Annotated in this window: 21 protein-coding genes; 5 read left to right on the top strand and 16 right to left on the bottom strand. The window is 65.3% G+C overall.

What is annotated here, in order from left to right; genetic code table 11:
* Nucleotides 1-16: 16 nt before the first annotated feature.
* Nucleotides 17-394, top strand: coding sequence for a response regulator (locus tag IAE39_RS19620; protein ID WP_110743225.1), 378 nt, complete (start codon nucleotides 17-19; stop codon nucleotides 392-394).
* A gap of 110 nt (nucleotides 395-504) precedes the next feature.
* On the opposite strand, the gene IAE39_RS19615 is transcribed toward IAE39_RS19620, so the two are convergent.
* From IAE39_RS19615 to IAE39_RS19605, 3 genes are read right to left on the bottom strand one after another with little or no spacing between them, the layout of a single operon-like run.
* On the bottom strand, nucleotides 505-1,086 hold the full coding sequence (locus tag IAE39_RS19615) for a TetR/AcrR family transcriptional regulator (RefSeq protein WP_201205586.1): 582 nt from the start codon (nucleotides 1,084-1,086) through the stop codon (nucleotides 505-507).
* 12 nt (nucleotides 1,087-1,098) lie between these two features.
* Nucleotides 1,099-1,947, bottom strand: coding sequence for a 3-hydroxybutyryl-CoA dehydrogenase (locus IAE39_RS19610; protein ID WP_201205584.1), 849 nt, complete (start codon nucleotides 1,945-1,947; stop codon nucleotides 1,099-1,101).
* 13 nt (nucleotides 1,948-1,960) lie between these two features.
* On the bottom strand, nucleotides 1,961-3,145 hold the full coding sequence (locus tag IAE39_RS19605; RefSeq protein ID WP_201205582.1) for an acetyl-CoA C-acyltransferase family protein: 1,185 nt from the start codon (nucleotides 3,143-3,145) through the stop codon (nucleotides 1,961-1,963).
* A 170-nt stretch (nucleotides 3,146-3,315) separates the two neighbouring features.
* On the opposite strand from IAE39_RS19605, the gene IAE39_RS19600 reads away from it, so the two are divergent.
* Nucleotides 3,316-4,326: an AraC family transcriptional regulator gene (locus IAE39_RS19600; protein ID WP_201205580.1), complete on the top strand. Its 1,011-nt coding sequence runs from the start codon at nucleotides 3,316-3,318 to the stop codon at nucleotides 4,324-4,326.
* A gap of 113 nt (nucleotides 4,327-4,439) precedes the next feature.
* On the opposite strand, the gene IAE39_RS19595 is transcribed toward IAE39_RS19600, so the two are convergent.
* A complete protein-coding gene (locus IAE39_RS19595; RefSeq protein WP_201205578.1) occupies nucleotides 4,440-4,877 on the bottom strand; it encodes a carboxymuconolactone decarboxylase family protein in 438 nt (145 codons plus the stop codon).
* A gap of 201 nt (nucleotides 4,878-5,078) precedes the next feature.
* Between IAE39_RS19595 and IAE39_RS19590 the strand changes: the two genes are divergently transcribed.
* Nucleotides 5,079-6,275 carry a cyanate transporter gene (locus IAE39_RS19590; RefSeq protein ID WP_201205576.1) on the top strand — a complete coding sequence of 399 codons (1,197 nt, stop codon included), beginning with the start codon at nucleotides 5,079-5,081 and terminating at the stop codon, nucleotides 6,273-6,275.
* On the opposite strand, the gene pdxR is transcribed toward IAE39_RS19590, so the two are convergent.
* The 6 genes from pdxR to glcD all read right to left on the bottom strand — a co-directional run bounded on the left by pdxR (nucleotide 6,268) and on the right by glcD (nucleotide 12,585).
* Nucleotides 6,268-7,701: a MocR-like pyridoxine biosynthesis transcription factor PdxR gene (gene pdxR / locus IAE39_RS19585; protein ID WP_201205574.1), complete on the bottom strand. Its 1,434-nt coding sequence runs from the start codon at nucleotides 7,699-7,701 to the stop codon at nucleotides 6,268-6,270. The genes IAE39_RS19590 and pdxR overlap by 8 nt on opposite strands.
* Nucleotides 7,702-7,785: 84 nt before the next feature.
* A complete protein-coding gene (locus IAE39_RS19580; protein WP_201205572.1) occupies nucleotides 7,786-8,124 on the bottom strand; it encodes a hypothetical protein in 339 nt (112 codons plus the stop codon).
* Between the two features lie 273 nt (nucleotides 8,125-8,397).
* A complete protein-coding gene (locus IAE39_RS19575) occupies nucleotides 8,398-8,796 on the bottom strand; it encodes a heme-binding protein (protein WP_201205571.1) in 399 nt (132 codons plus the stop codon).
* Nucleotides 8,789-10,024, bottom strand: coding sequence for a glycolate oxidase subunit GlcF (glcF, locus tag IAE39_RS19570; protein ID WP_201205568.1), 1,236 nt, complete (start codon nucleotides 10,022-10,024; stop codon nucleotides 8,789-8,791). Before glcF ends, IAE39_RS19575 begins: the two co-directional genes overlap by 8 nt.
* Before the next feature lie 9 nt (nucleotides 10,025-10,033).
* Nucleotides 10,034-11,086 carry a glycolate oxidase subunit GlcE gene (glcE, locus tag IAE39_RS19565; RefSeq protein ID WP_201205567.1) on the bottom strand — a complete coding sequence of 351 codons (1,053 nt, stop codon included), beginning with the start codon at nucleotides 11,084-11,086 and terminating at the stop codon, nucleotides 10,034-10,036.
* Nucleotides 11,086-12,585 (bottom strand): glycolate oxidase subunit GlcD, encoded by a 1,500-nt coding sequence (gene glcD / locus IAE39_RS19560; protein ID WP_201205565.1) that lies wholly within the window; start codon nucleotides 12,583-12,585, stop codon nucleotides 11,086-11,088. The genes glcE and glcD overlap by 1 nt, the downstream gene beginning before the upstream one ends.
* Before the next feature lie 159 nt (nucleotides 12,586-12,744).
* On the opposite strand from glcD, the gene glcC reads away from it, so the two are divergent.
* Nucleotides 12,745-13,545: a transcriptional regulator GlcC gene (gene glcC, locus IAE39_RS19555; RefSeq protein WP_201205564.1), complete on the top strand. Its 801-nt coding sequence runs from the start codon at nucleotides 12,745-12,747 to the stop codon at nucleotides 13,543-13,545.
* A 102-nt stretch (nucleotides 13,546-13,647) separates the two neighbouring features.
* Here the strand turns inward: glcC and IAE39_RS19550 are convergent, their stop codons facing one another.
* The 4 genes from IAE39_RS19550 to IAE39_RS19535 form a co-directional block, all read right to left on the bottom strand.
* The gene (locus IAE39_RS19550) at nucleotides 13,648-13,965 is read right to left on the bottom strand and encodes a DUF2388 domain-containing protein (RefSeq protein WP_201205562.1); all 318 of its coding nucleotides are present in this window, start codon (nucleotides 13,963-13,965) and stop codon (nucleotides 13,648-13,650) included.
* A gap of 234 nt (nucleotides 13,966-14,199) precedes the next feature.
* Nucleotides 14,200-15,651 (bottom strand): aldehyde dehydrogenase family protein, encoded by a 1,452-nt coding sequence (locus IAE39_RS19545; protein ID WP_201205560.1) that lies wholly within the window; start codon nucleotides 15,649-15,651, stop codon nucleotides 14,200-14,202.
* Complete coding sequence (locus IAE39_RS19540) at nucleotides 15,648-16,616, bottom strand: NAD(P)-dependent oxidoreductase (protein ID WP_201205558.1); 969 nt, start codon at nucleotides 16,614-16,616, stop codon at nucleotides 15,648-15,650. Before IAE39_RS19540 ends, IAE39_RS19545 begins: the two co-directional genes overlap by 4 nt.
* Nucleotides 16,617-16,626: 10 nt before the next feature.
* Complete coding sequence (locus IAE39_RS19535) at nucleotides 16,627-18,018, bottom strand: NAD(P)/FAD-dependent oxidoreductase (protein ID WP_201205556.1); 1,392 nt, start codon at nucleotides 18,016-18,018, stop codon at nucleotides 16,627-16,629.
* Between the two features lie 200 nt (nucleotides 18,019-18,218).
* On the opposite strand from IAE39_RS19535, the gene IAE39_RS19530 reads away from it, so the two are divergent.
* Nucleotides 18,219-19,292, top strand: a complete 1,074-nt coding sequence (locus IAE39_RS19530; RefSeq protein ID WP_201205554.1) for a GlxA family transcriptional regulator — start codon at nucleotides 18,219-18,221, stop codon at nucleotides 19,290-19,292.
* Nucleotides 19,293-19,475: 183 nt separating this feature from the next.
* Here the strand turns inward: IAE39_RS19530 and IAE39_RS19525 are convergent, their stop codons facing one another.
* Together IAE39_RS19525 and IAE39_RS19520 are read right to left on the bottom strand one after the other, a co-directional pair.
* Nucleotides 19,476-19,814: a RidA family protein gene (locus IAE39_RS19525; protein ID WP_201205552.1), complete on the bottom strand. Its 339-nt coding sequence runs from the start codon at nucleotides 19,812-19,814 to the stop codon at nucleotides 19,476-19,478.
* Between the two features lie 11 nt (nucleotides 19,815-19,825).
* Nucleotides 19,826-20,131: a cupin domain-containing protein gene (locus IAE39_RS19520; RefSeq protein ID WP_201205550.1), complete on the bottom strand. Its 306-nt coding sequence runs from the start codon at nucleotides 20,129-20,131 to the stop codon at nucleotides 19,826-19,828.

Genomic DNA, 20,131 nt, shown 5'->3' with positions numbered 1-20,131 from the left:
ATTTCAAGGCGTTAACATGAGTGAAGATGCACAAGACGTGGTGCTGGTGGTTGAGGATGAACCGGCGATCCGCATGATTTTGCGTGACTACCTGGCGGGTGAGGGCTACCACGTGCTGGTGGCCGAAGATGGTGAACAGGCGTTCGCCATATTGGCGAGCAAGCCGCACCTGGACCTGATGGTGACCGACTTCCGCTTGCCGGGCGGGATCTCCGGGGTGGAGATTGCCGAGCCGGCGGTGAAGCTGCGGCCGGACCTGAAGGTGATCTTCATCAGTGGTTACCCGGCAGAAATCCTCGAATCCGGCAGCCCGATCACCCGCAAGGCACCGATCCTGGCCAAACCGTTCGACCTGGATACCCTGCACGAGCAGATCCAGTCGCTCCTGCGTTAACCTGCAGTGGCCTCTTCGCGGGTGAACCCGCTCCCACAGGTACATCACAGATTTCAGATTTTGTGAGTTCCCTGTGGGAGCGGGTTCACCCGCGAAGAGGCCCTGACAGGTCAACCCAAGGTCCGCTCCAACCCACCCACCAACATGCTCTCCATCAACCCCACCCCCTGTGCTTCGGGCAGCCCCTGCAACATCCCCGGCAACTGGTTGAGCAAGGTCGCCACCACATGCGCCGTGGCCACCAGGGCTTGCCCCTGCAACTTCGCCTGCGGCGCAATCAGCCTCAGCAGCCCCGCCTCATACCGCCCGCGCAACTGCGCCAGGCGGGCCTGCTGCTCGTCGCTCAGGCAACAGAAATCCCGCTCTGCCAAGCGAAACTGCAACGGCCGCTCGGCATGCAACTGCCAGTGCGCGGCAATCAGGCAGCTCAACGCCGAAGCCCCCCGAGCCATGGCTCTGCGGCCCTGGTCCAGGGTGGCCTGCAGTTCCTCGTACAGCTCCTCGATCAGATCGAACAGCAGGTCTTGCTTGCTGGGAAAGTGATGGTACAGCGAGCCGGCCGTCAGCCCGACATGGGCCGCCAGCTCGCGCATGCTGACCTGGCCAAAGCCCTTTTCGGCAAACAGCGCCATGGCCCGGTCACGTCGCTCTTCAAAGTTGGCACAGCGCATCGCGGCATTGATCGGGGGCATGGCGCCTGTTCCTCAGTAAGTGAAGAAGCCGCGGCCGCTCTTGCGCCCCAGCCAACCGGCCGCGACCATTTCCTTGAGCAGCGGGGCAGGGCGGTACTTGCTGTCGTTGAAGCCTTCATGGAAGGCCTCCATGATTGCCAGCAAGGTGTCCAGGCCGATCAGGTCGGCCAGGGCCAGCGGGCCGATCGGCTGGTTGCAGCCCAGGCGCATGCCGGTGTCGATGTCCTCGGCACTGGCCAGGCCTTCCTGGCGCACGAAGATCGCTTCGTTGATCATCGGCACCAGGATGCGGTTGACCACAAAGCCTGGGCGGTTGCCGGCGCTGATCGGGGTCTTGCCCACCTTTTCCGTTACCAGCAGCGCCTGGGCGTAGGTGCTGTCGCTGGTCTGCAGCCCACGAATGATCTCGACCAGCGCCATCATCGGCACCGGGTTGAAGAAGTGCACGCCAATAAAGCGCTCGGGGTGCTCGATGCTGGCGGCGAGCTGCGTCACCGACAGCGACGAGGTGTTGGTAGCGATCAGGCAGTCGGCAGCGACGTTGGCCACCACCTGCTGCAGGATGCGCTGCTTGAGCTGCAGGTTTTCGGTGGCGGCTTCGATCACCATCTGCGCAGTGCCGAGCTGGCTGTAGTCGGTGCTGGTGCGGATACGCGTTTTTGCGGCTGCCGCCTTGTCGGCGTCAAGCGTGCCTTTGCTGACCTGGCGTTCGAGGTTCTTGCTCAAGGTGGCCACGCCGCGCTCCAGCGCCGCGTCGGAAACATCCACCAGCAACACCTGGTAGCCAGCCACTGCGCACACCTGGGCAATGCCGTTGCCCATGGTGCCGGCGCCGATCACGGCGATCTGTTCAATGCTCATGCCTCAGGCCCCCTCACACGCGCTCGAAGACGATGGCGATGCCTTGGCCGCCGCCGATACACATGGTGGCCAGGGCATAGCGGCCCTGGATGCGCTGCAGTTCATGGATGGCCTTGGTGGCGATGATCGCGCCGGTGGCACCTACCGGGTGGCCGAGGGAAATGCCCGAACCGTTGGGGTTGACCTTTTCCGGGTCGAAGCCCAGCTCGCTGGCCACGGCGCAGGCCTGGGCGGCGAAGGCTTCGTTGGACTCGATTACGTCCAGGTCCTGGACCTTCAGGCCGGTCTTTTCCAGCACCTTGCGGGTGGCGGGGATCGGCCCCAGGCCCATCAGCTCAGGCTCTACCCCGGCATGCGCGTAGCCGACCAAGCGGGCCAGCGGCTTCAGGCCCAGGCGGCGCACGGCGTCACCGCTTGCCAGTACCAGGCCGGCGGCGCCGTCGTTGATGCCGCTGGCGTTGCCGGCGGTGACGGTGCCGTCTTTCTTGAACACCGGCTTCATGCCGGCCAGTTGCTCGGCGGTCACGTCACCACGCACATGTTCATCGACGCTGAACTGCACGCTGCCTTTGCGGGTTTTCAGCTCCACCGGCACGATCTGGCTGGCGAAGCGGCCTTCGGCAATGGCGCGGGCGGCGCGGCGCTGGCTGGTCAGGGCCAGTTCGTCCTGCATTTCGCGGGTAATGCCGTGTTTGGCCGCGACGTTTTCGGCGGTGATGCCCATGTGGAAGTGCTCGAACGGGTCGTGCAGCACGCCAACGGTGTAGTCGATGCCTTGCAGGTCACCCATGCGCGCGCCCCAGCGCGCCTGCGGCAGCAGGTAAGGGCCGCGGCTCATGGATTCGGCGCCCGCGGCAATGGCCACGTCGGTATCACCCAGCAGCAGGCCCTGGGCCGCCGAGACGATGGCCTGCAGGCCCGAGCCGCACAGGCGGTTGACGTTGAAGGCCGGGGTTTCCTTGGGGATGCCGGCGTTCATGGCCGCTACCCGCGCCAGGTAGGCGTCACGCGGTTCGGTAGGGATCACGGTGCCCATCACCAGGTGGCCGACTTGCTCGGCGGCCAGGCCCGAGCGCTCGATGGCGGCGCGGGTGATGGCGCTGGCCAGGTCGGCCAGCGGCAGGTCCTTGAGGGAACCGCCAAAGCCACCAATGGCTGAACGGACGGCACTGACGACGTAGATTTCTGCGCTGCTCATAGAGGCTCCGATTGCGAAGGCATGGCGGGACCGGGCCTGGCTCTGCGAGAATGGCCGGTACGGTCCCGGAGTGGGTCCGAGTCTAGGCAAAGGCTCTGTTGCAGCCTATGCCGGAACTGTTCAAACAACCTGGCACTTTTTGCCACTCAGCATAGACAGCGAAAACCGCCATGCGCGATAGCGATTCGGTCGCCGTGTACTTTCTCAATGCCATGCTCCACGCCCTGCGCAACAGCCCCGCCGAGCGAGATGCACAGTTGCGTGCGGTGGGCATCGACCCGCAACTGCTCGATCAGCCCCAGGCGCGGGTGCCGGCCAAGGCGTTCGCGCAACTGTGGCTGGCGCTGATCCAGCGCCTGGGCGATGAGTTCTTCCGCCTCGACAGCCACGGCATGCCGCTGGGCAGTTTTGCCTTGATCTGCAGGGGGCTGATTCTCGAGCCCAACCTGGAAAAGGCCCTGCGCCAGTGCATGGGCGGCTTTGGCCTGTTCCTGCGTGACCTGCGCGGCAGCCTGACATTGCGCGGTGGGCGGGCGCTGATCAGTGTGCAGTCGAACATCGCCGACCCGCTGACCCGGGTGTACGCCGAGGAAACCTACCTGGTGCTGATGGTCGGCATCCTGTGTTGGCTGGGCGGGCGGCGGATTGCCATCGACCGCACCGAGCTGGCGGTGTCGCGCCCGGCCCAGGAGGACGACCTGCTGTTGTGGGGGCCAGATCTGCGCCTGGGCAGCGGGCGCACCGAGGTGGAGTTCGACAGTGCCTGCCTGCGCCTGCCGGTGGTGCAGGACGTGGCGGCCTTGAAGACGTTCTTGCGCAGTGCGCCACAAGGGCTGGTGATCCGCTTTCGCAACCAGAACGGGTTGGTGGCCGAGGTGTACCGGCACCTGCGGGCACGCCGTTATGGGCAATGGCCGACCTTGGCGGCGCTGGCACAGCAGCAGGGGGTGAGTGCCAGTACGTTCCGCCGGCAACTGGAGCGCGAGGGGCGGTCGTACCAGCAGATCAAGGATGAGGTGCGCCGGGCGATGGCCTTCGAGCGCTTGCGCGAAGGCGCGTTGAGCATTGCCGAAATTGCCGAACAGGCGGGGTTTCAGGAGCCCAGTGCGTTTCACCGGGCGTTCAAGAAATGGACCGGGCAAAGCCCTGGCAGCTATCGGGCGAGGTTGTCTGGGCGTTGATGTGTTGCCTGTGCCGGCCCTTTCGCGGGTAAACCCGCTCCTACATCGGGCCGCGTACGGATGTAGGAGCGGGTTTACCCGCGAAGAGGCCGGCGCAGGTTAGCGATCAATAATCAGGCCGGCACCATGGCAAACCCGACCCCGAAGCGGTTCCAGGCATTGATGGTGGCAATGGCCAAGGTCAGGTTGGCCACTTCGGCCGGCTCGAAGTGCGCTTGCAGGGCCTCGTACTTCCCCTGTGGCGCACCCTGTTCAGGCAAGCGGGTCAGGCTTTCGACCCAGGCCAGCGCCGCACGTTCGCGCGGGGTGAAGTAGGCGGTTTCCTGCCACACGCACAAGGTTTGCAGGCGCGCTTCGGTCTCACCGGCCTTGCGCGCATCGTTGGCGTGCAGGTTGACGCAGTAGGCACAGCCGTTGATCTGCGAGGCACGCAGGCGCACCAACTCCAGCAACGAACTCTCCAGGCCGCTCTTGGCCAGGGCCTGTTCCAGGCCGACCATGGCTTTGTAGGCTTCGGGGGCGTGTTTGGCCCATTCGATACGGTTGTGCATGGCAGTCTCCAAAAGGTGTGGGGTGGCAATGACGCTACTGTAGCGCTGTGCGTGGGCCTCCCCGATAGCCAATTGCGGCCATAAGCGGGAGGCCAATCGTGCATTCGTGTGGCCACTGACAAGCATCCAATCTCTTCATTTCTGCCAGCCCGGCCAAGCCGGGATAATGGCGTGGTCTTGCGAGAAGAGAACCGATTCACAATGAGAGCTGCACTGAACCTGTTGCTGGTGATCCTGCTGGCACTGAACCTGCGACCGATCCTGACCAGTATCGGCCCGTTACTCGAACCCATGCGCGCCAGCACCGGCCTGGGCTACCAGCAGGCGGCCCTGCTGACCGCGCTGCCGGTGCTGTGCATGGGCCTGGTGCCGTTGCTGCAGCCGTGGCTACGGCGCTGGATCAGCGAGCATGGCGGCATGCTCGGCGGCCTGGCAGCGATTGCCCTGGCCTGCCTGTGGCGCCTGCAACTGGACAGCGCCTGGGCGCTGATTGCCAGTGCGGTAGTCGCCGGCCTGGGCGTGGCGGTGGTGCAAGGCATGATGCCGGGGCTGGTCAACCGCTGGTTCCCCGGGCGCCTGGCCGGGGCCATGGGCCTGTATTCGGCGGCACTGATGAGTGGCGGCGGCCTGGCGGCAGTGCTTGGGCCACACATCAGTGGCCACTTCGGTCATTGGCAGGCCGGCCTGGGGCTGTGGGCGATTCCGGCCGTGCTGGCGGTGCTGGCCTGGGCCGTGCTGCGGCCGTGCCACGATACGCCGAAGCTGGCTGGGGCCACAGGCGGGCACTGGTTCGGCACTCGCCGGGCGTGGTTGCTGGCGCTGTACTTCGGCCTGATCAATGGCGGCTACACCAGCATGGTGGCCTGGTTGCCGGCCTACCACATCGAACACGGCGGCAGTGCCCAGGGCGGCGCCGACCTGGTCGGCCTGATGACCATCTTCCAGGTGGCCGGCGCGCTGGGCCTGCCGCTGTTGCTGCGGCGCTGGGCAGACCGGCGGCCGGGCCTGTGGCTGGCGCTGGCGATCCAGCTGGCCGGTTTCCTTGGCCTGCTGCTGGCGCCGACGGTGGCTTCGGGGCTGTGGGTGGCGATGATCGGTTTTGGCCTGGGCGCCTGCTTCAGCCAGAGCCTGACGCTAACCCTGGAGCACCTGAAAACGCCCGCCGAAGCGGGCAGCCTGGCGGCATTCGTGCAGGGTATCGGCTTTATCATCACCGGCATCGTGCCGTATATCACCGGCTGGCTGCGCGATGTCAGTGGCGACTTCCAGGCATCGTGGACGCTGCTGACCGTGACGGTGTTGGCGATGTTGCTGGTGACCGCCTGTTTCAACCCGCGTGGCTATGCGGCGGCCATCGCCCGCCCGACAGCCACGGGCAAGGCGGCGCCGGTCAGCTGAGGCGCTGCAGGGTATCGCGCACCCGGTCAAGCGCCGGGTCGATATCCAGCAATTCGATGGCGCCGAAGCCCAGTAACAGCCCTGGGCGTACCGGCGCTTCGCTGAAGAACGGCGCCAGCGAATACAGGCCGACTTCAACCTTGCGGGCGAGGTTGGCCAGCAGTTCCACATCGACCCCGGGTTTGGCCAAGGCGCTGAGGTGGAAGCCGGCGCTGGCGGGAATGGCGTCGAACCACGGCGCCAGGTCGCCGCCCAGGCGTGCCAGGATGCGCTCGCGGCGGGCACTGTAGACTTCGTGACAACGGCGTATGTGCTTGTTCAGGTGGCCTTCGCCAAGGAAACGCGCCAGCGCCCATTGCAGCAGGGTCGGGCTGTGCCAGTCGCTGAGGTGCTTGGCCACGCAAGCGGCCTGCAGTACCGCAGGCGGCAGCACGGCATAACCCAGGCGCAGCTCGGGCAGCAAGGTCTTGGAGAACGTCCCCACATAAGCCACCAGGCCATGCCGGTCGAGGCGCTGCAGCGCATCCGAGGCAGGCCCGTGGTAGCGGAATTCGCAGTCGTAGTCGTCCTCGATGATCAACGCCCCCAGCTCGGCAGCCCGCGCCAGCAGGGCGTGCCGGCGCGGCTCGCTCATCGGCATGCCCAACGGGAACTGGTGCGAAGGCGTTACGTAGATCAGCCGGGTACCGTCGGCGATCTGCTCTACGCACAGGCCTTCAGCGTCCACCGGTACCGACTGCAGGCGTGCACCCAGGGCCAGGAACAGTTGCCGTGCCGGCGGGTAGCCGGGGTCTTCCATGGCCACCTGGCAACCTGGTTCGACCAGCACCCGGGCGATCAGGTCCAGTGCCTGCTGGGCACCGTTGCACACCAGCAGGTCGGTGGCGCTGCAATGCACGCCACGGGCGTAGGCGACGTGGTGGGCAACGGCCTCGCGCAGCTCCGGCAGGCCCTGGGCCGCGAACTGCCGCTCGGGGTGGCGCTGGCTGCGGCGCAGGGCGTAGTTCAGGCAACTGCGCCACTGGTCGAAGGGGAACTGTGCCTTGCTTGAAGCACCGCCGATAAAGTCGTAGCGCGAGGGTGCCTGCAACTGGCGTTGCGCGAGCACCGTGGCGCGCTGTTGCCAGCGTTCGAGGGACGCGGCACCGGCCAGGGGGATGCTGGCTGCTTCGCTGTTGCGTAGCGGCTGGCGCGGGGTGATGAAGGTGCCACGGCCGACCACGCCGCTGAGCAGGTTATCGTAGGTCAGGCGTGAATAGGCCTCGGCCACGGTCTTGCGTGAAACGCCCAGTTGTTCGGCCAGCAGGCGGGTAGGCGGAAGCTGGGTGCCGGCAGCCAGGTGGCCGCTGTCGATACCGGCGCGCAGTTGCTGGTAAAGCTGGTCGGCCAGGCCTTTGCGGCCCTCCAGGCGGATGTGCAGTTCCATGAGGCGGTCCGGAGCGGGGGAGTGCACAGGATAGCGGATTGGCAGGGGAACGGCAGGGGCCGCAAAGCAGCCCCGGAAAAACTATCAGAGCCGTGCGGTGCTCACGGTGATGTAGCCCTTGTCCGCCAGCGCTATGCGTATGACTGTTTCGTCCGCTGGCGCCTTGCGGTTGCGTTTGATGCACACGCCATCCACTGCGGCCGCCCGCATATGCTCGGTAATGGCCCGCCCGTTCAGGTCGAAGAACACTTCGCTGGCCAGCAACTCGATGCGCTCGATCAACAAGCGGGTCGGCTCATCCGTCGCACAGAAGAACATCACCCCCGACAGGTGCGGGTCTTCATCGGGGTTGTTGATGTCACGGGCGAGCATTTCGCGCAGGCTGCTGCGCAGTTCGGCAATGGAGCGGGCGTACACGTGCATGCGGAGTTTTCCCTGAACAGTCATCCCATGCCGATCTTGTTTTCTTCAGGTTGAGGGGACAAGTAGGACGCTTCTGAGGATTTTGTGGGAAATTTCTGGTTTTCCTCTGGTTGGGTGGCGTGGTCTGTTCGCCTCGCGTTTGGTCTGCTGGAAATATGTTGCCTGTGGTGGCCTATTCGCGGGTAAACCCGCTCCTACATGGACCCCACAGTTCCAGGGAGGGGCGCGATCCTTGTAGGAGCGGGTTTACCCGCGAATAGGCCACCACAGGACTCAGAGGGCTGCAGCCCCGGCCTTGGCTACCTGGGCATCCTGCTCGGACTTGACCCCGGACACGCCAATGGCGCCCACCACCTGGCCCTCCACCTTCAGCGGCACGCCGCCCTCCAGGCTGGTCAGCAGCGGCGCAGTAACGAACGCGGTACGGCCACCGTTGACCATTTCCTCGTAATCGCGGGTTTCCTTGCGCCCCAGCGCTGAGGTACGGGCCTTCTCCAGGGCAATGTAGGCACTGGCGGGCGCACAACCGTCCAGGCGCTCCAGGGCCAACGGGTGCCCGCCGTCATCAACCACGGCGATGGTCACGTTCCAGTTCTGGGCCAGCGCTTCCTGGCGCGCGGCGTTGAGCACGCGGGCAACATCGGCCTGGCCGATCACGAACTTGCTATGCATGGGAGGTCTCCGGGTTCAAGGCTGCTTCGACGATTTCGATCCAGTGCCGTACCGGCGTGCGCCCAGCCCCGTCGAGGTGGGTCTGGCAGCCGATGTTGGCCGTGGCGATGACTTGCGGTTTTCCGCTTTCCAGCGCGCTCAGACGATTATCGCGCAGTTGCAGGGACAGTTCAGGCTGGGTCAGCGAATAGGTGCCCGCCGAGCCGCAACACAGGTGGCCATCGGGCACCGCAGTCAGCGTAAAGCCCAGGCGCGTCAGCAATGCCTCCACCGCACCGCCCAGTTTCAGCGCATGCTGCAGGGTGCACGGGCAGTGGAAGGCCAGGCGCTGCTCGGCGCACAGGCCCAACTGCTCGACCGGCTCATCGCGCAGTACTTCTACCAGATCGCGGGACAAGCTGCTTACCCGCGCAGCCTTGTCGGCGTACTGGGGGTCTTTTTCCAGCAGGTGGCCGTAATCACGCACGAACGCGCCGCAGCCACTGGCCGTTTGCACAATGGCCTCGGCCCCGGCTTCGATGGCCGGCCACCAGGCGTCGATATTGCGCCGCGCCCGTTGCAGGCCTTGTTCCTGGGCGTTGAGGTGGTAGTCCACGGCGCCACAGCAACCCGCCTGGCGAACCGGTTGCACGCTGATCCCAAGGCGGTCGAGCAGGCGCGCGGCGGCGGCATTGGTGTTGGGTGACAGGGCCGGCTGCACGCAGCCCTCGAGCATCAGCACCCGGCGCGCATGGCGCGGTGTGGGGCGCTGGCCAGGTGGCGTGACGTGGGCCGGCAGCTTGCGCTTGAGCGTGGCCGGCAGCAGCGGGCGCAGGGCCTGGCCGCTGCGGGTCAGCGCCTTGAACAGTGCCGGGCGCGGTACCACTGCACGCAGGCCCTGGCGCAGCAGGCGCTGGCCGAGCGGGCGCGCTACCTGCTGCTCGACCACGGCGCGGCCGATGTCCAGCAGGTCGTGGTATTTCACCCCGGATGGGCAGGTGGTTTCGCAGTTGCGGCAGGTCAGGCAGCGGTCCAGGTGGAGCTGGGTACTGGCGGTGATCGGCTCGCCTTCGAGCACCTGCTTGATCAGGTAAATGCGCCCGCGCGGCCCGTCCAGTTCATCGCCCAGCAACTGGTAGGTGGGGCAGGTTGCGGTGCAGAAGCCACAGTGCACGCAGGAACGCAGGATGCTTTCGGCTTCGTCGGCGCGGGCCAGGCGGCGGGAGGTTTCGCTGAGGTTGGTTTGCATGGTCTGGCCTCACAGGTCCGGGTACAGGCGGCCAGGGTTGAAGATGCCCTGGGGGTCGAGCTGCTGTTTCAGCGCGCGGTGATAGCGCATCAGTGCAGCCGGCAGCGGTGGGCTGCTGGTTGCGCCCTGCGCGTAGCACGTGGCGTGGCCGCCCACCTTGGCGACCCGTTGGCGAATGGCGTGTGCCTCTGCGCCTGACTTGAGCCAGCGCTGGGCGCCGCCCCAGTCGAGCAACTGCTGGCCGGGTAACGCCAGCTCGCCGCAGGCGTTGGGCACGGACAGGCGCCACAGGGGGGCAGGGCCACTGAAGAAGGCCAGGCGCTGTTCACGCAGGTCGCTCCAGAAGCGGCTATCGAGGGTTTCACCACCCAACCGTTGGCGTGCCGACTGCACCGAGCCTTCGCCGCCTTCCAGGCGTAGGTACAGCGCTTCGCCGTCATGGCAGGCGGCACTGATCGGCAGCGGCTGCTGGCCCCATTCGGCCAGCTCGGCCAGCGCTTCGTGGCGGCCCATCGGCAGGCGCAGGCTCAGGCACTGGCGCGGGCGTGGCAGCACTTTCAACGACACTTCGGTCAGCAGCCCCAGGCAACCGAAGCTGCCTGCCATCAACCGTGATACGTCGTAGCCGGCGACGTTCTTCATGACTTCGCCACCAAAGCGCAGCAGCTTGCCGTGGCCGGTGATCACCCGCGTGCCAAGTACATAGTCGCGCACCGAACCGGACCACGGCCGGCGGGGGCCGCTCAACCCCGCCGCGACCATGCCGCCCAAAGTTGACTCGGGGCCCAGGTGCGGTGGCTCACAGGGCAGCATCTGCCCGGCTTCGTGCAGCGCCGCCTCGATTTCGCGTAGCGGTGTGCCTGCGCGGGCAGTGAGCACCAGCTCGGTCGGGTCGTAGCTTACGATGCCGCAGTGGCTGCGGGTGTCGAGCACCTCGCCCTCCACCGGATTACCGAGCATGGCCTTGCTGTTGCTGCCCTGAATGCGCAGCGGCGTACCTTGGTTCAAGGCCTGGTTGACCTGTTCCAGCAGGGCCTGGCTGTTATCGCGGTCCATGCTCATCAGAAGCGCTCCAGCTCGGGGAAGGGCAGTTGCCCATGATGCACATGCAAGGCGCCGAATTCGGCGCAGCGGTGCAGGGTGGGGATGTTCTTGCCCGGGTTGAGCAGGCCCTGCGGGTCGAAAGCGGCCTTTACCGCATGGAACAGGGTGATTTCGTCGCTGTTGAATTGCGCGCACATCTGGTTGATCTTCTCGCGGCCCACGCCGTGCTCGCCGGTGATGCTGCCGCCCACCGCCACGCACAGTTCAAGGATCTTGCCGCCGATGGCTTCGGCGCGCTCCAGTTCGCCCGGCAGGTTGGCATCGAACAGGATCAGCGGGTGCATGTTGCCGTCGCCGGCATGGAACACGTTGGCCACGCGCAGGCCGTATTCGCTGGACAGGTTGCTGATGCCTTTGAGCACGCGCGGCAGTTCGCGGCGCGGGATGGTGCCGTCCATGCAGTAGTAGTCCGGGGAAATGCGCCCCACGGCCGGGAAGGCATTCTTGCGCCCGGCCCAGAAGCGCACGCGTTCGGCCTCGTCGCAGGCCAGCCGTACCTCACGGGCGCCCGCCTGGGTCAGTACTGCGGCGACCCGTTCGCAGTCGTCGTGCACGTCGGCCTCGACGCCATCCAGTTCGCATAGCAGGATCGCCGCAGCGTCCACCGGGTAGCCTGCGTGGATGAAGTCTTCGGCGGCGCGGATTGCCAGGTTGTCCATCATTTCCAGGCCGCCGGGGATGATGCCGGCGGCGATGATTTCGGCCACTGCCCGGCCGGCATCCTCGACGCTGTCGAAGCTGGCCAGCAGCACCCGCGCCACTTGCGGCCTGGGCAGCAGCTTGACGGTGACTTCGGTGACGATGCCAAGTATGCCTTCGGAACCGGTGAACAGGGCCAACAGGTCGAAACCGGGACTGTCCAGCGCATCGCTGCCCAACGTCAGGCATTCGCCCTCGATGGTGAGGATTTCTACCTTGAGCAGGTTGTGCACGGTCAGGCCGTACTTCAGGCAGTGCACGCCCCCGGCGTTTTCAGCGACATTGCCGCCAATGGAGCAGGCAATTTGCGAGGAGGGGTCGGGGGCGTAGTACATACCATGGGGCGCAGCGGCCTGGGAAATGGCCAGGTTGCGCACACCGGGCTGTACGCGGGCGAAGCGCCCCTGCGGGTTCACTTCAAGGATGCGGTTGAAACGCGCCATCACCAGCAAAATGCCTTTGGCCAGCGGCAGGGCGCCGCCCGACAGGCCGGTGCCAGCGCCACGTGCGACAACCGGTATGCCGTGTTGGTGGCACAGCTTCAGCAGGGTCTGCACCTGCTCCAGGCGTTCGGGCAGCGCCACCAGCAGCGGCACTGTGCGGTAGGCCGACAGGCCATCGCATTCGTAGGGTTTGAGGTCTTCTTCGCGGTGCAGGATTTCGAGATCGGGCAGGGCAGTGCGCAACGCCTGCAACACCTGCGCCCGGTCCACGCTGGGCAACGCGCCATCGACGCGTTCGTCGTAGAGGATATTCATGGGCTCACTCGGCAACGGTTTTTGTTGTTGTTGGCAAAGCGGTCACTGTTGCAGCCTGCGCGTGGCGGTGGCCCAGGTCGAGTGCAGGGGTGGCTGGTCCTACCAGTTTTTGCAGCGGGTACTGGTTATTGACCGCTTAGCCCGGCTAGATTGGAACCAATGGTCGAAGTGGTCCTACCAGTGGGAGGGTGCGCAGTGGGTACGGAAGGCAAGGCCAAGGTCGCCGACCAGGTGGCCGAGCGGGTCGAACGGCTGATCGTCGAAGGCGTGCTCAAGGTAGGCCAGGCGCTGCCGTCGGAACGGCGCCTGGTGGAAAAACTGGGTTGTTCGCGTTCCGCGCTGCGCGAAGGCCTGCGCATCTTGCGCGGGCGCGGCATCATCGACACCGAGCAGGGGCGCGGTTCGTTCGTCGCCGACCTGACCGGGCAGGCCGGCGTCACGCCATTGATGCACCTGTTCAGCTCGCAGCCGCGCACGCTGTTCGACCTGCTGGAGGTGCGGGCGTTGCTGGAGGCCGAAGCGGCGCGGCTGGCGGCGTTGCGCGCCACCGAGGTCGACCGCTTGCTGATTCGCCGGCGCTATGAAGAAATGCTGGCGGCGCACGAGGCCGACGAGGCGCTCGATGCCCGTGGGCATGCCCGTCGTGACCATGCCTTCCACCGGGCGATCAGCGAGGCTTCGCACAACCCGGTGCTGGTGCATACCCTGCAATCGCTCAGTGACCTGACCTTGAGCACGGTGTTTGCCTCGGTCAACAACCTGTATTGCCGGCCGGCGCAGAAGCGCCAGATCGATCGCCAGCATGCACGGTTGTATCACGCGGTCATGGAGCAGTTGCCGGAGCAGGCGCAGCGGGCGGCGCGCGAGCATATCAACGGGATTCGTGACAGTTTGCGGGAGATCGAGCAGGAAGAGCAGCGCCTGGTCAGGGCGACCATGCGTATGGATGGTTGGGGGTGATACAAGCCTGAACGGGCCTCTTCGCGGGTAAACCCGCTCCTACAGGGGTTGCGGTCCGTGTAGGAGCGGGTTTACCCGCGAAAGGGCCGGTACAGGTCTACTTCAATGATCAGCGATGCGGTCATCCTGAGAAAGAATGGCCCGGGCCAACTCTTCATCATTGGCCTGCAGCCCTGGATGGTCTTTACGAGCCTGCTCCAGCGCCGCTTCCACATAGGCGCCGCGGATCGCACCGCCACTGGCGACGAAGGCAGAAAGCTCGTCACGGGCCGGGATGATCCGTTTGTCATCCTTGAAGGTGGAGTAAAGCGAAGCGGAAACACCGGCCGAGGTGGCGACGTCGCCCGCATCGACGCGGGCCAGGGCGGCACCGGCGGGCAGCAGGAGCAGCAGCGCAGGGGCGAGGAGTAGGTGGCGCATGTCGTGTTCTCCAGTAGCGTGAAGCACAGGGAAATAAACCACTCAGTGTTTAAGAAAGCGCCAAAGGGCTGGTAGTTCCCTTTTCTGTGCTGGAGATTGCAGGGGGCTGCTGCGCAGCCCGATCGCGACACAAGGCCGCTCCTACACCGGGCCGCGTCAGCCCGGGGCTGTATGCGATCCCTTGTAGGAGCGGCCTTGCGTCGCGATGGGCCGCAAAGCGGCCCCAAGGCCCTGTCAGGCGAGTTGGTAAGTTGTCTTCACCCGGGTAAAGAACTGCCGCGCATGCGTCCCTTGCTCACGCGAACCCAGGCTCGATGCGCCATTCCCGCCAAACGGCACGTGATAATCCACCCCGGCTGTAGGCAGGTTGACCATCACCATCCCCGCCGAACTGTTGCGCTTGAAGTGTTCGGCATGCCGCAGCGAGGTGGTCACGATACCGGCAGACAAGCCAAACGCCGTATCCTCGGCCGCCGCAAACGCTTCGTCATAATCACGCACCTTGAGCACGCTCAACACCGGGCCAAAGATTTCCTCGCGGTAGATGCGCATGTCCCCTGTCACCTCGGTAAACAGCGCCGGGGTAAAGAAAAACGCCCCGGCCTGGTTGTCGATGCGCTCGCCACCACACACCAGCTTCGCACCCTGCTCCAGGCCCGCAGCCACGTACGACAGGTTCTGCTCCAGCTGCCGGCTATCGACCACCGGGCCAATGTCGGTGCTGGCCTGCAGTGCATCGCCCACCTTCAGCGCACGCGTACGCTCAGCCAGGCGCGCAACGAAAGCGTCATGAATACCTGCGGTCACAATAACCCGCGAACTGGCCGTGCAACGCTGGCCGGTGCTGTAGAACGAGCCGTTCAGTGCCACTTCCACGGCCTGTTCCAGGTCGGCGTCATCCAGCACGATCAGCGGGTTCTTGCCGCCCATTTCCAGCTGCACCTTCTTCATGCCTTCGGCCGCCAGGCGGGCGATCTGCCGGCCAGTGTGTTCGGAGCCGGTGAAGCTGATACCGTCGACCAGCGGCGAGCGGATGAGCGTGTCACCGACACTGCGCCCCGGGCCGATCAGCATGTTGAACACACCCGCCGGCAAACCGGCGCGGGAGATGATCTCGGCCAGCGCCCAGGCCGAGGACGGCACCAGTTCGGCGGGCTTGAACACCACGCAGTTGCCGAAGCACAGCGCCGGGGCGATCTTCCAGGCCGGAATGGCAATAGGGAAGTTCCACGGCGCGATAATGCCGACCACGCCCAACGGCTGGGTGAACACGTCGATGCCCACGTCCTGGCGCACCGACTGGTACTTCTCGCCTTCGGCGCGCAGGGCTTCCTGGGCGTAGAACTTGAACGAGCGCCCGGCGCGGTCCACTTCGCCCAACGCTTCGCGCACCACTTTGCCCTCTTCACGGGCCAGCAGCGTGGCCAGTTCTTCGCGGCGGGCGAGGATTTCCGTACCGATGAAGTCCAGCGCGTCGGCGCGCTGTTGCGGGTTGCTGCGCGCCCAGGCCGGCTGTGCGCGGCGGGCAGCGACGATGGCCTGTTCGGTCAGGCGCTGGTCGGCGCGCTCGAAGCGTTCGACCACTTCACCCGGGTTGGACGGGTTGCGGTTTTCCAGGATGTCGGTGCTGCTGCCGAGCGCAACAAAGGCGCCGTCGACGTAGCTGCTCTTGGTAACGAGGGTCATGCGCTGCGGATCCTTTTGGCAGAAAGCTGGCGGGCGACGAAGTCGCTGATGTTGTCCACGGCGCTGTCCATCAGCTGTTGCATGGCGTCTTCGCTGCTCCAGGCGATGTGCGGGTTGAGCAGGAAGTCGTCGCGGTCGATCAGCTGGAACAGCGGGTTGCTCGGGTGCAGCGGCTCCACTTCCACCACATCCAGTGCCACGCCACCCAGGCGGCCGGCCTGCAGTGCCTTGATCAGCGCCGCCTCGTTGACCACGCCACCGCGGCCCGTGTTGACCACCACGGCATCGGGCTTCATCAGGGCCAGTTGTTCGGCATCGATCAGGTTGTGGGTTTCGGCCGTGAGCGGGCAGTTGATCGACAGCACGTCGCAGCTTTGCAGCAGCTCGGCCAGCGGCCGGCAGTCAGGGCCTTTGCGCTTGCCGCAGCGGTCCTCGAACAGCACCTGCATGCCGAACGCCCGGGCCAGGTGGGCCAGGCGCAGGGCGATCGGGCCGCTGCCGATAATCGCCAGTTGCTTGTCACGCACGTCGCGGATGCGGTGGTTGAAGTAGATGTTCTGGTGCGGCTTCTCGCCGGCATGCACCTCGCGCATCAGCCGGGTGAACGCGGCCGGGCGGCGGAACAGTTCAAGGATCATCGCCAGGCTGTGCTCGGCCACGGTATTGGCGGCATAGCCCGGTACGCTCGCCACTTCGATGCCGTGCGCCTCGCAGTAGTCGACATCGACGATGTCGCGGCCGGTCAGGGCCAGCGAGATCATTTTCAGCTTGGGCAACTGGCGCAGGTGCTCTTCACGCAGCGGCACGCTGCAGGTCAGGGCCACGCTGGCGTCCTTCAGGTGCTCCAGCACCTGGTCGGGGTGGGTGTAGGCGAACTGCTGCCAGCTGTGCTTGCAGTCAGGGCGCTTGAGGCGGGTGGAAGGCGCCAGGCCTTCGTCGTCGAGGAAGACAATATGTTCGCTCATGCTGCGGTCCTTATTTCTTCTGCGCCGGCACGTAACCGGCCGGGGCCATGCCGACCAGCTGGCGGGTGATGAAGCCGGCGTCCTGGTCGTGGTCTTCCAGCGACTCCTTGCGCACCAGCGCATCGCGCACCAGGTGGGCGCCGAAGAAGCGGAACGGCTCTGGCGGCAGCAATTTCATCTTCTGGTTGACCAGGCCACAGTTGGCCCACTCGTCGTTGGCATGGGTAGCCAGCGACTTGATGATGCGGCTGGCGAACACCGTGGTCGCCACGCCATTGCCCGAGAAGCCGATGCCATAGCTGACGGTCTGGTGCTGGTCGAGGTAGCCGAAGTTGGGCAGGCCTTTCATGGCCCGGTCGATCGGCCCGGTCCAGCTGCTGACCACCGGTACGTCCTGCAGTTGCGGGTATAGCCGGCGCAGTTCGGCGGCCACCTTGTCGGCGGCTGGCGAGGGCTTTTCATACAGGTTGCCGATGCGCCCGGCGTAGGCGAACTGGCCCAGCGGCTTGCCGAACACCACGCGGCCGTCCGGGGTGTTGCGCCAGTAGTTGAGCACGGTGCGCGAATCGGTCATGCATTCGCCCCCGCTGAAGCCGATGGCGTCGAGCTTGGCCTTGACCGGCGCGGTGGCGACCATGTCGCTGGACATGATTGCGATCATCCGCCGCAGCTCGGGGAACTGCGCGCCCCAGGCGTTCAGCGCCAGCACTACGTGGTTGGCCTTCACATGGCCCTTGGCGGTGTGCACGACCGGGTGTTTGCCGCGCTCCAGGTGGGTGAACGGCGACTTTTCGAAGATTTGCACACCCAGTTTCAGAGCCACCCGGCGCAGGCCGCGGGCGAGCATGGCCGGCTGCACGGTGGCAGCGTTGGGGTCGAAGATGCCGCCCAGCACCAGCGGTGAGCCGACGCGGCCACGAATGGTCTGGCGGTCGAGTTCCTGAAACGGGTTGACGTCGAGCTTTTGCAGGCCGTCGGTAAGCACGCGCCAGGAGTTCATCTGCCGCTGGTTGGTGGCGGTCCACAGCCAGCCGTCCTTGCGGTACTGGGCGTCGATGCCGTGTTCCTGGCAGAAACTGCCGATTTCGTCGATGGCCGACTCGGCCGCCTCGCAGATGCGCCGCGCTTCGACGTCGCCGCAGATGGTGCGCACCGACAGGTACTTGCCCCACCAGTTGGTGGCCACGCCACCGTTACGGCCACTGGCGCCAGAGCCGCAGCGGTCGCGCTCGACGATGACGATGGTTTTTTCCGGGTGCGCCTGCTTCAGGCGGATGGCCGACCACAGGCCAAGGAAGCCACCGCCGACGATGCACACATCGGCTTGAATCGAGTCCTGCAGGGCAGGGGCCAGGTCACTGTCCAGGTCGAGCGCCTGGGCATACCAGAATCCACGGTACATGAGGGGTGCCTCTGAGCATGTTTGTCTTGTGCATACATGATGCTCAGCGTGGCAGTGGGGCTGATATTACAGTCATGACAATTGATAGAACGGCACCGCCTTTTGTCACGGATTTACTATTTGTGGGGATGCATATGATATGACGGACGCAGGGCGCGCCTTAGAATGGCGCTATTGCGGATGTCATGAGGCCAGCCTCCATGGTTGCTCAACAACAAATAGAACAACAGATTGCACCGGCTCACGCCCCCGTCATTGCCGCCCAGGTAAAGCCCGAGTTGCGGGTGGGCTTCGTGCTGATGAACCATTTCACCCTGGTACCGGTGGCCGGTTTGGTGGACTCGCTACGCTTCGCCGCCGACAAGTCATTCCGCAGCCAGCAGGTGCTCTGCCAGTGGGACTGGATGACCCTCGACGACCAGCCGATCAGCGCCAGCTGCGGCATGCCGATTTCGCCGACCAAACCGTTGAACCTGTTTGCCCAGTACGACTACATCGTGCTGGCCGGTGGCCTGCTGGATGAAACCCGCAACCCGCCGGACTGGCTGCTGGATGCCCTGCGCGAAGTGCATGCGGCGGGTATCCCGATCATTGCCCTGTGTTCAGGTTCGTTCGTGTTGGGCAAGGCCGGGCTACTCGATGGTCGGCGCTGTGCGCTGCATTTCACCTTGCGCGATGAGTTCAAGGAACGCTTTCCGCAGTCCACGGCGGTGATCGACAAAAGCTATGTGGACGACCGCGGCATCATCACCTGCCCGGGCGGAACGGCCATCGACCTGGCGGCCAACCTGATCCGCCGCCATTGTGGCGCGGTGCGCGCGCAAAAGGGGCTGGAGTATCTGCTGGTGGACGAGCGTGCCGACGAGCAACAGGACAAGGCCGCGAGCGACAGCGTGTACCAGAACGACCGGGTGCAACGGGCAATCAGCTTCATGCGCGCCAACCTGGATGCGTCGATGACGCTCAAGGCCGTAGCCGAAGCAGTGGGCACCCATCCCCGGCAGTTGCACCGTGAGTTCGTTGCCAACACCCAGGAGCCGCCGGCCAACTATTGGCGCAAGTTGCGTTTGGACCATGCCAGGCGGTTATTGGTGAACACCAGCCAGAACATCACCACCATCGCTTTGGCGTGCGGGTTTTCCGATGCTTCGCACTTTATCCTGTGGTTTCGCAAGCAGTATGGCGAGACGCCGTACAGTTTCCGTAAGCGCCGGCATGAAGTGGAGCGGTTTGACTGGCATGGCGACAAGGTGGGGCTGGACCCGGAGTTGTAACCAGCCGCCGCTGTTCTTGCCGTTTGTGGGGCAACTGCCTTGTTCAATCTGTAAAAGCTGGCACGGTCCCTGTGGGAGCGGGCTTGCCCGCGAACACGGGCGAAGCCCGTGCCATCCACCGCGGTGCTTGCTTCGCGGGTAAACCCGCTCCCACAGGGACCGCGCTGAGTTCAAGGAGGGTATTCAGAGCTGGCCGAAGGCCTGGATCTCGATGCGGTAGTCCGGCGTCGCCAACGCCGCCCCAACGCAGGCCCGCACCGGCGGCTGGTCACCGACCCAGGCGTCATACACCTCATTCATCGCGGCAAACTCGCCCATGTCGGCCAGCCAGATCTGCATGCGGGTCAGGTTGCCCTTGCCTGCGCCAATCTGCGCCAGCCACTGCTCCAGTTGAGCCAGCACGCAGCGGGTCTGCGCAGCGATATCGCCCGGCTCCAGGGCAACAATGCCGGAGGTTTCGATTCGGCCGCCCACCAGCACCATCTGGCTGGCCCGTGGACCGCGGTTGATGCGTTCGATCATCGACGGTTTCCTTAGAACAGTACGTAGGTCTTGCGTAGCGTCTCGCGAATGTCCCACACACCCTCGCAATTTTCCGGAAACAGCACCGCATCACCTGCGCGCAGCTCCACCGGCTCGCCACCGTCGGGGGTAAAGGTGCACCAGCCGCTGACGATATGGCTGAATTCACGGTTTTTAAGGTGACGGCGGAATACGCCCGGGCTGCTTTCCCACACGCCGATGCTGGCGCCGATGGCCTCGTCGGTCTGGTCCTGGGCGGTGGCGGCCTGGGCGATGGGTTCGCCGATGGGCAGGCGGGCCGGGGCGGGGGTGCACAG

It is taken from the genome of Pseudomonas sp. S37 (assembly GCF_016658545.1).
Lineage (GTDB): Bacteria > Pseudomonadota > Gammaproteobacteria > Pseudomonadales > Pseudomonadaceae > Aquipseudomonas.
Note: the sequence above shows the minus strand (reverse complement) of the source record. Positions and strands in the feature narration are given on the sequence as shown.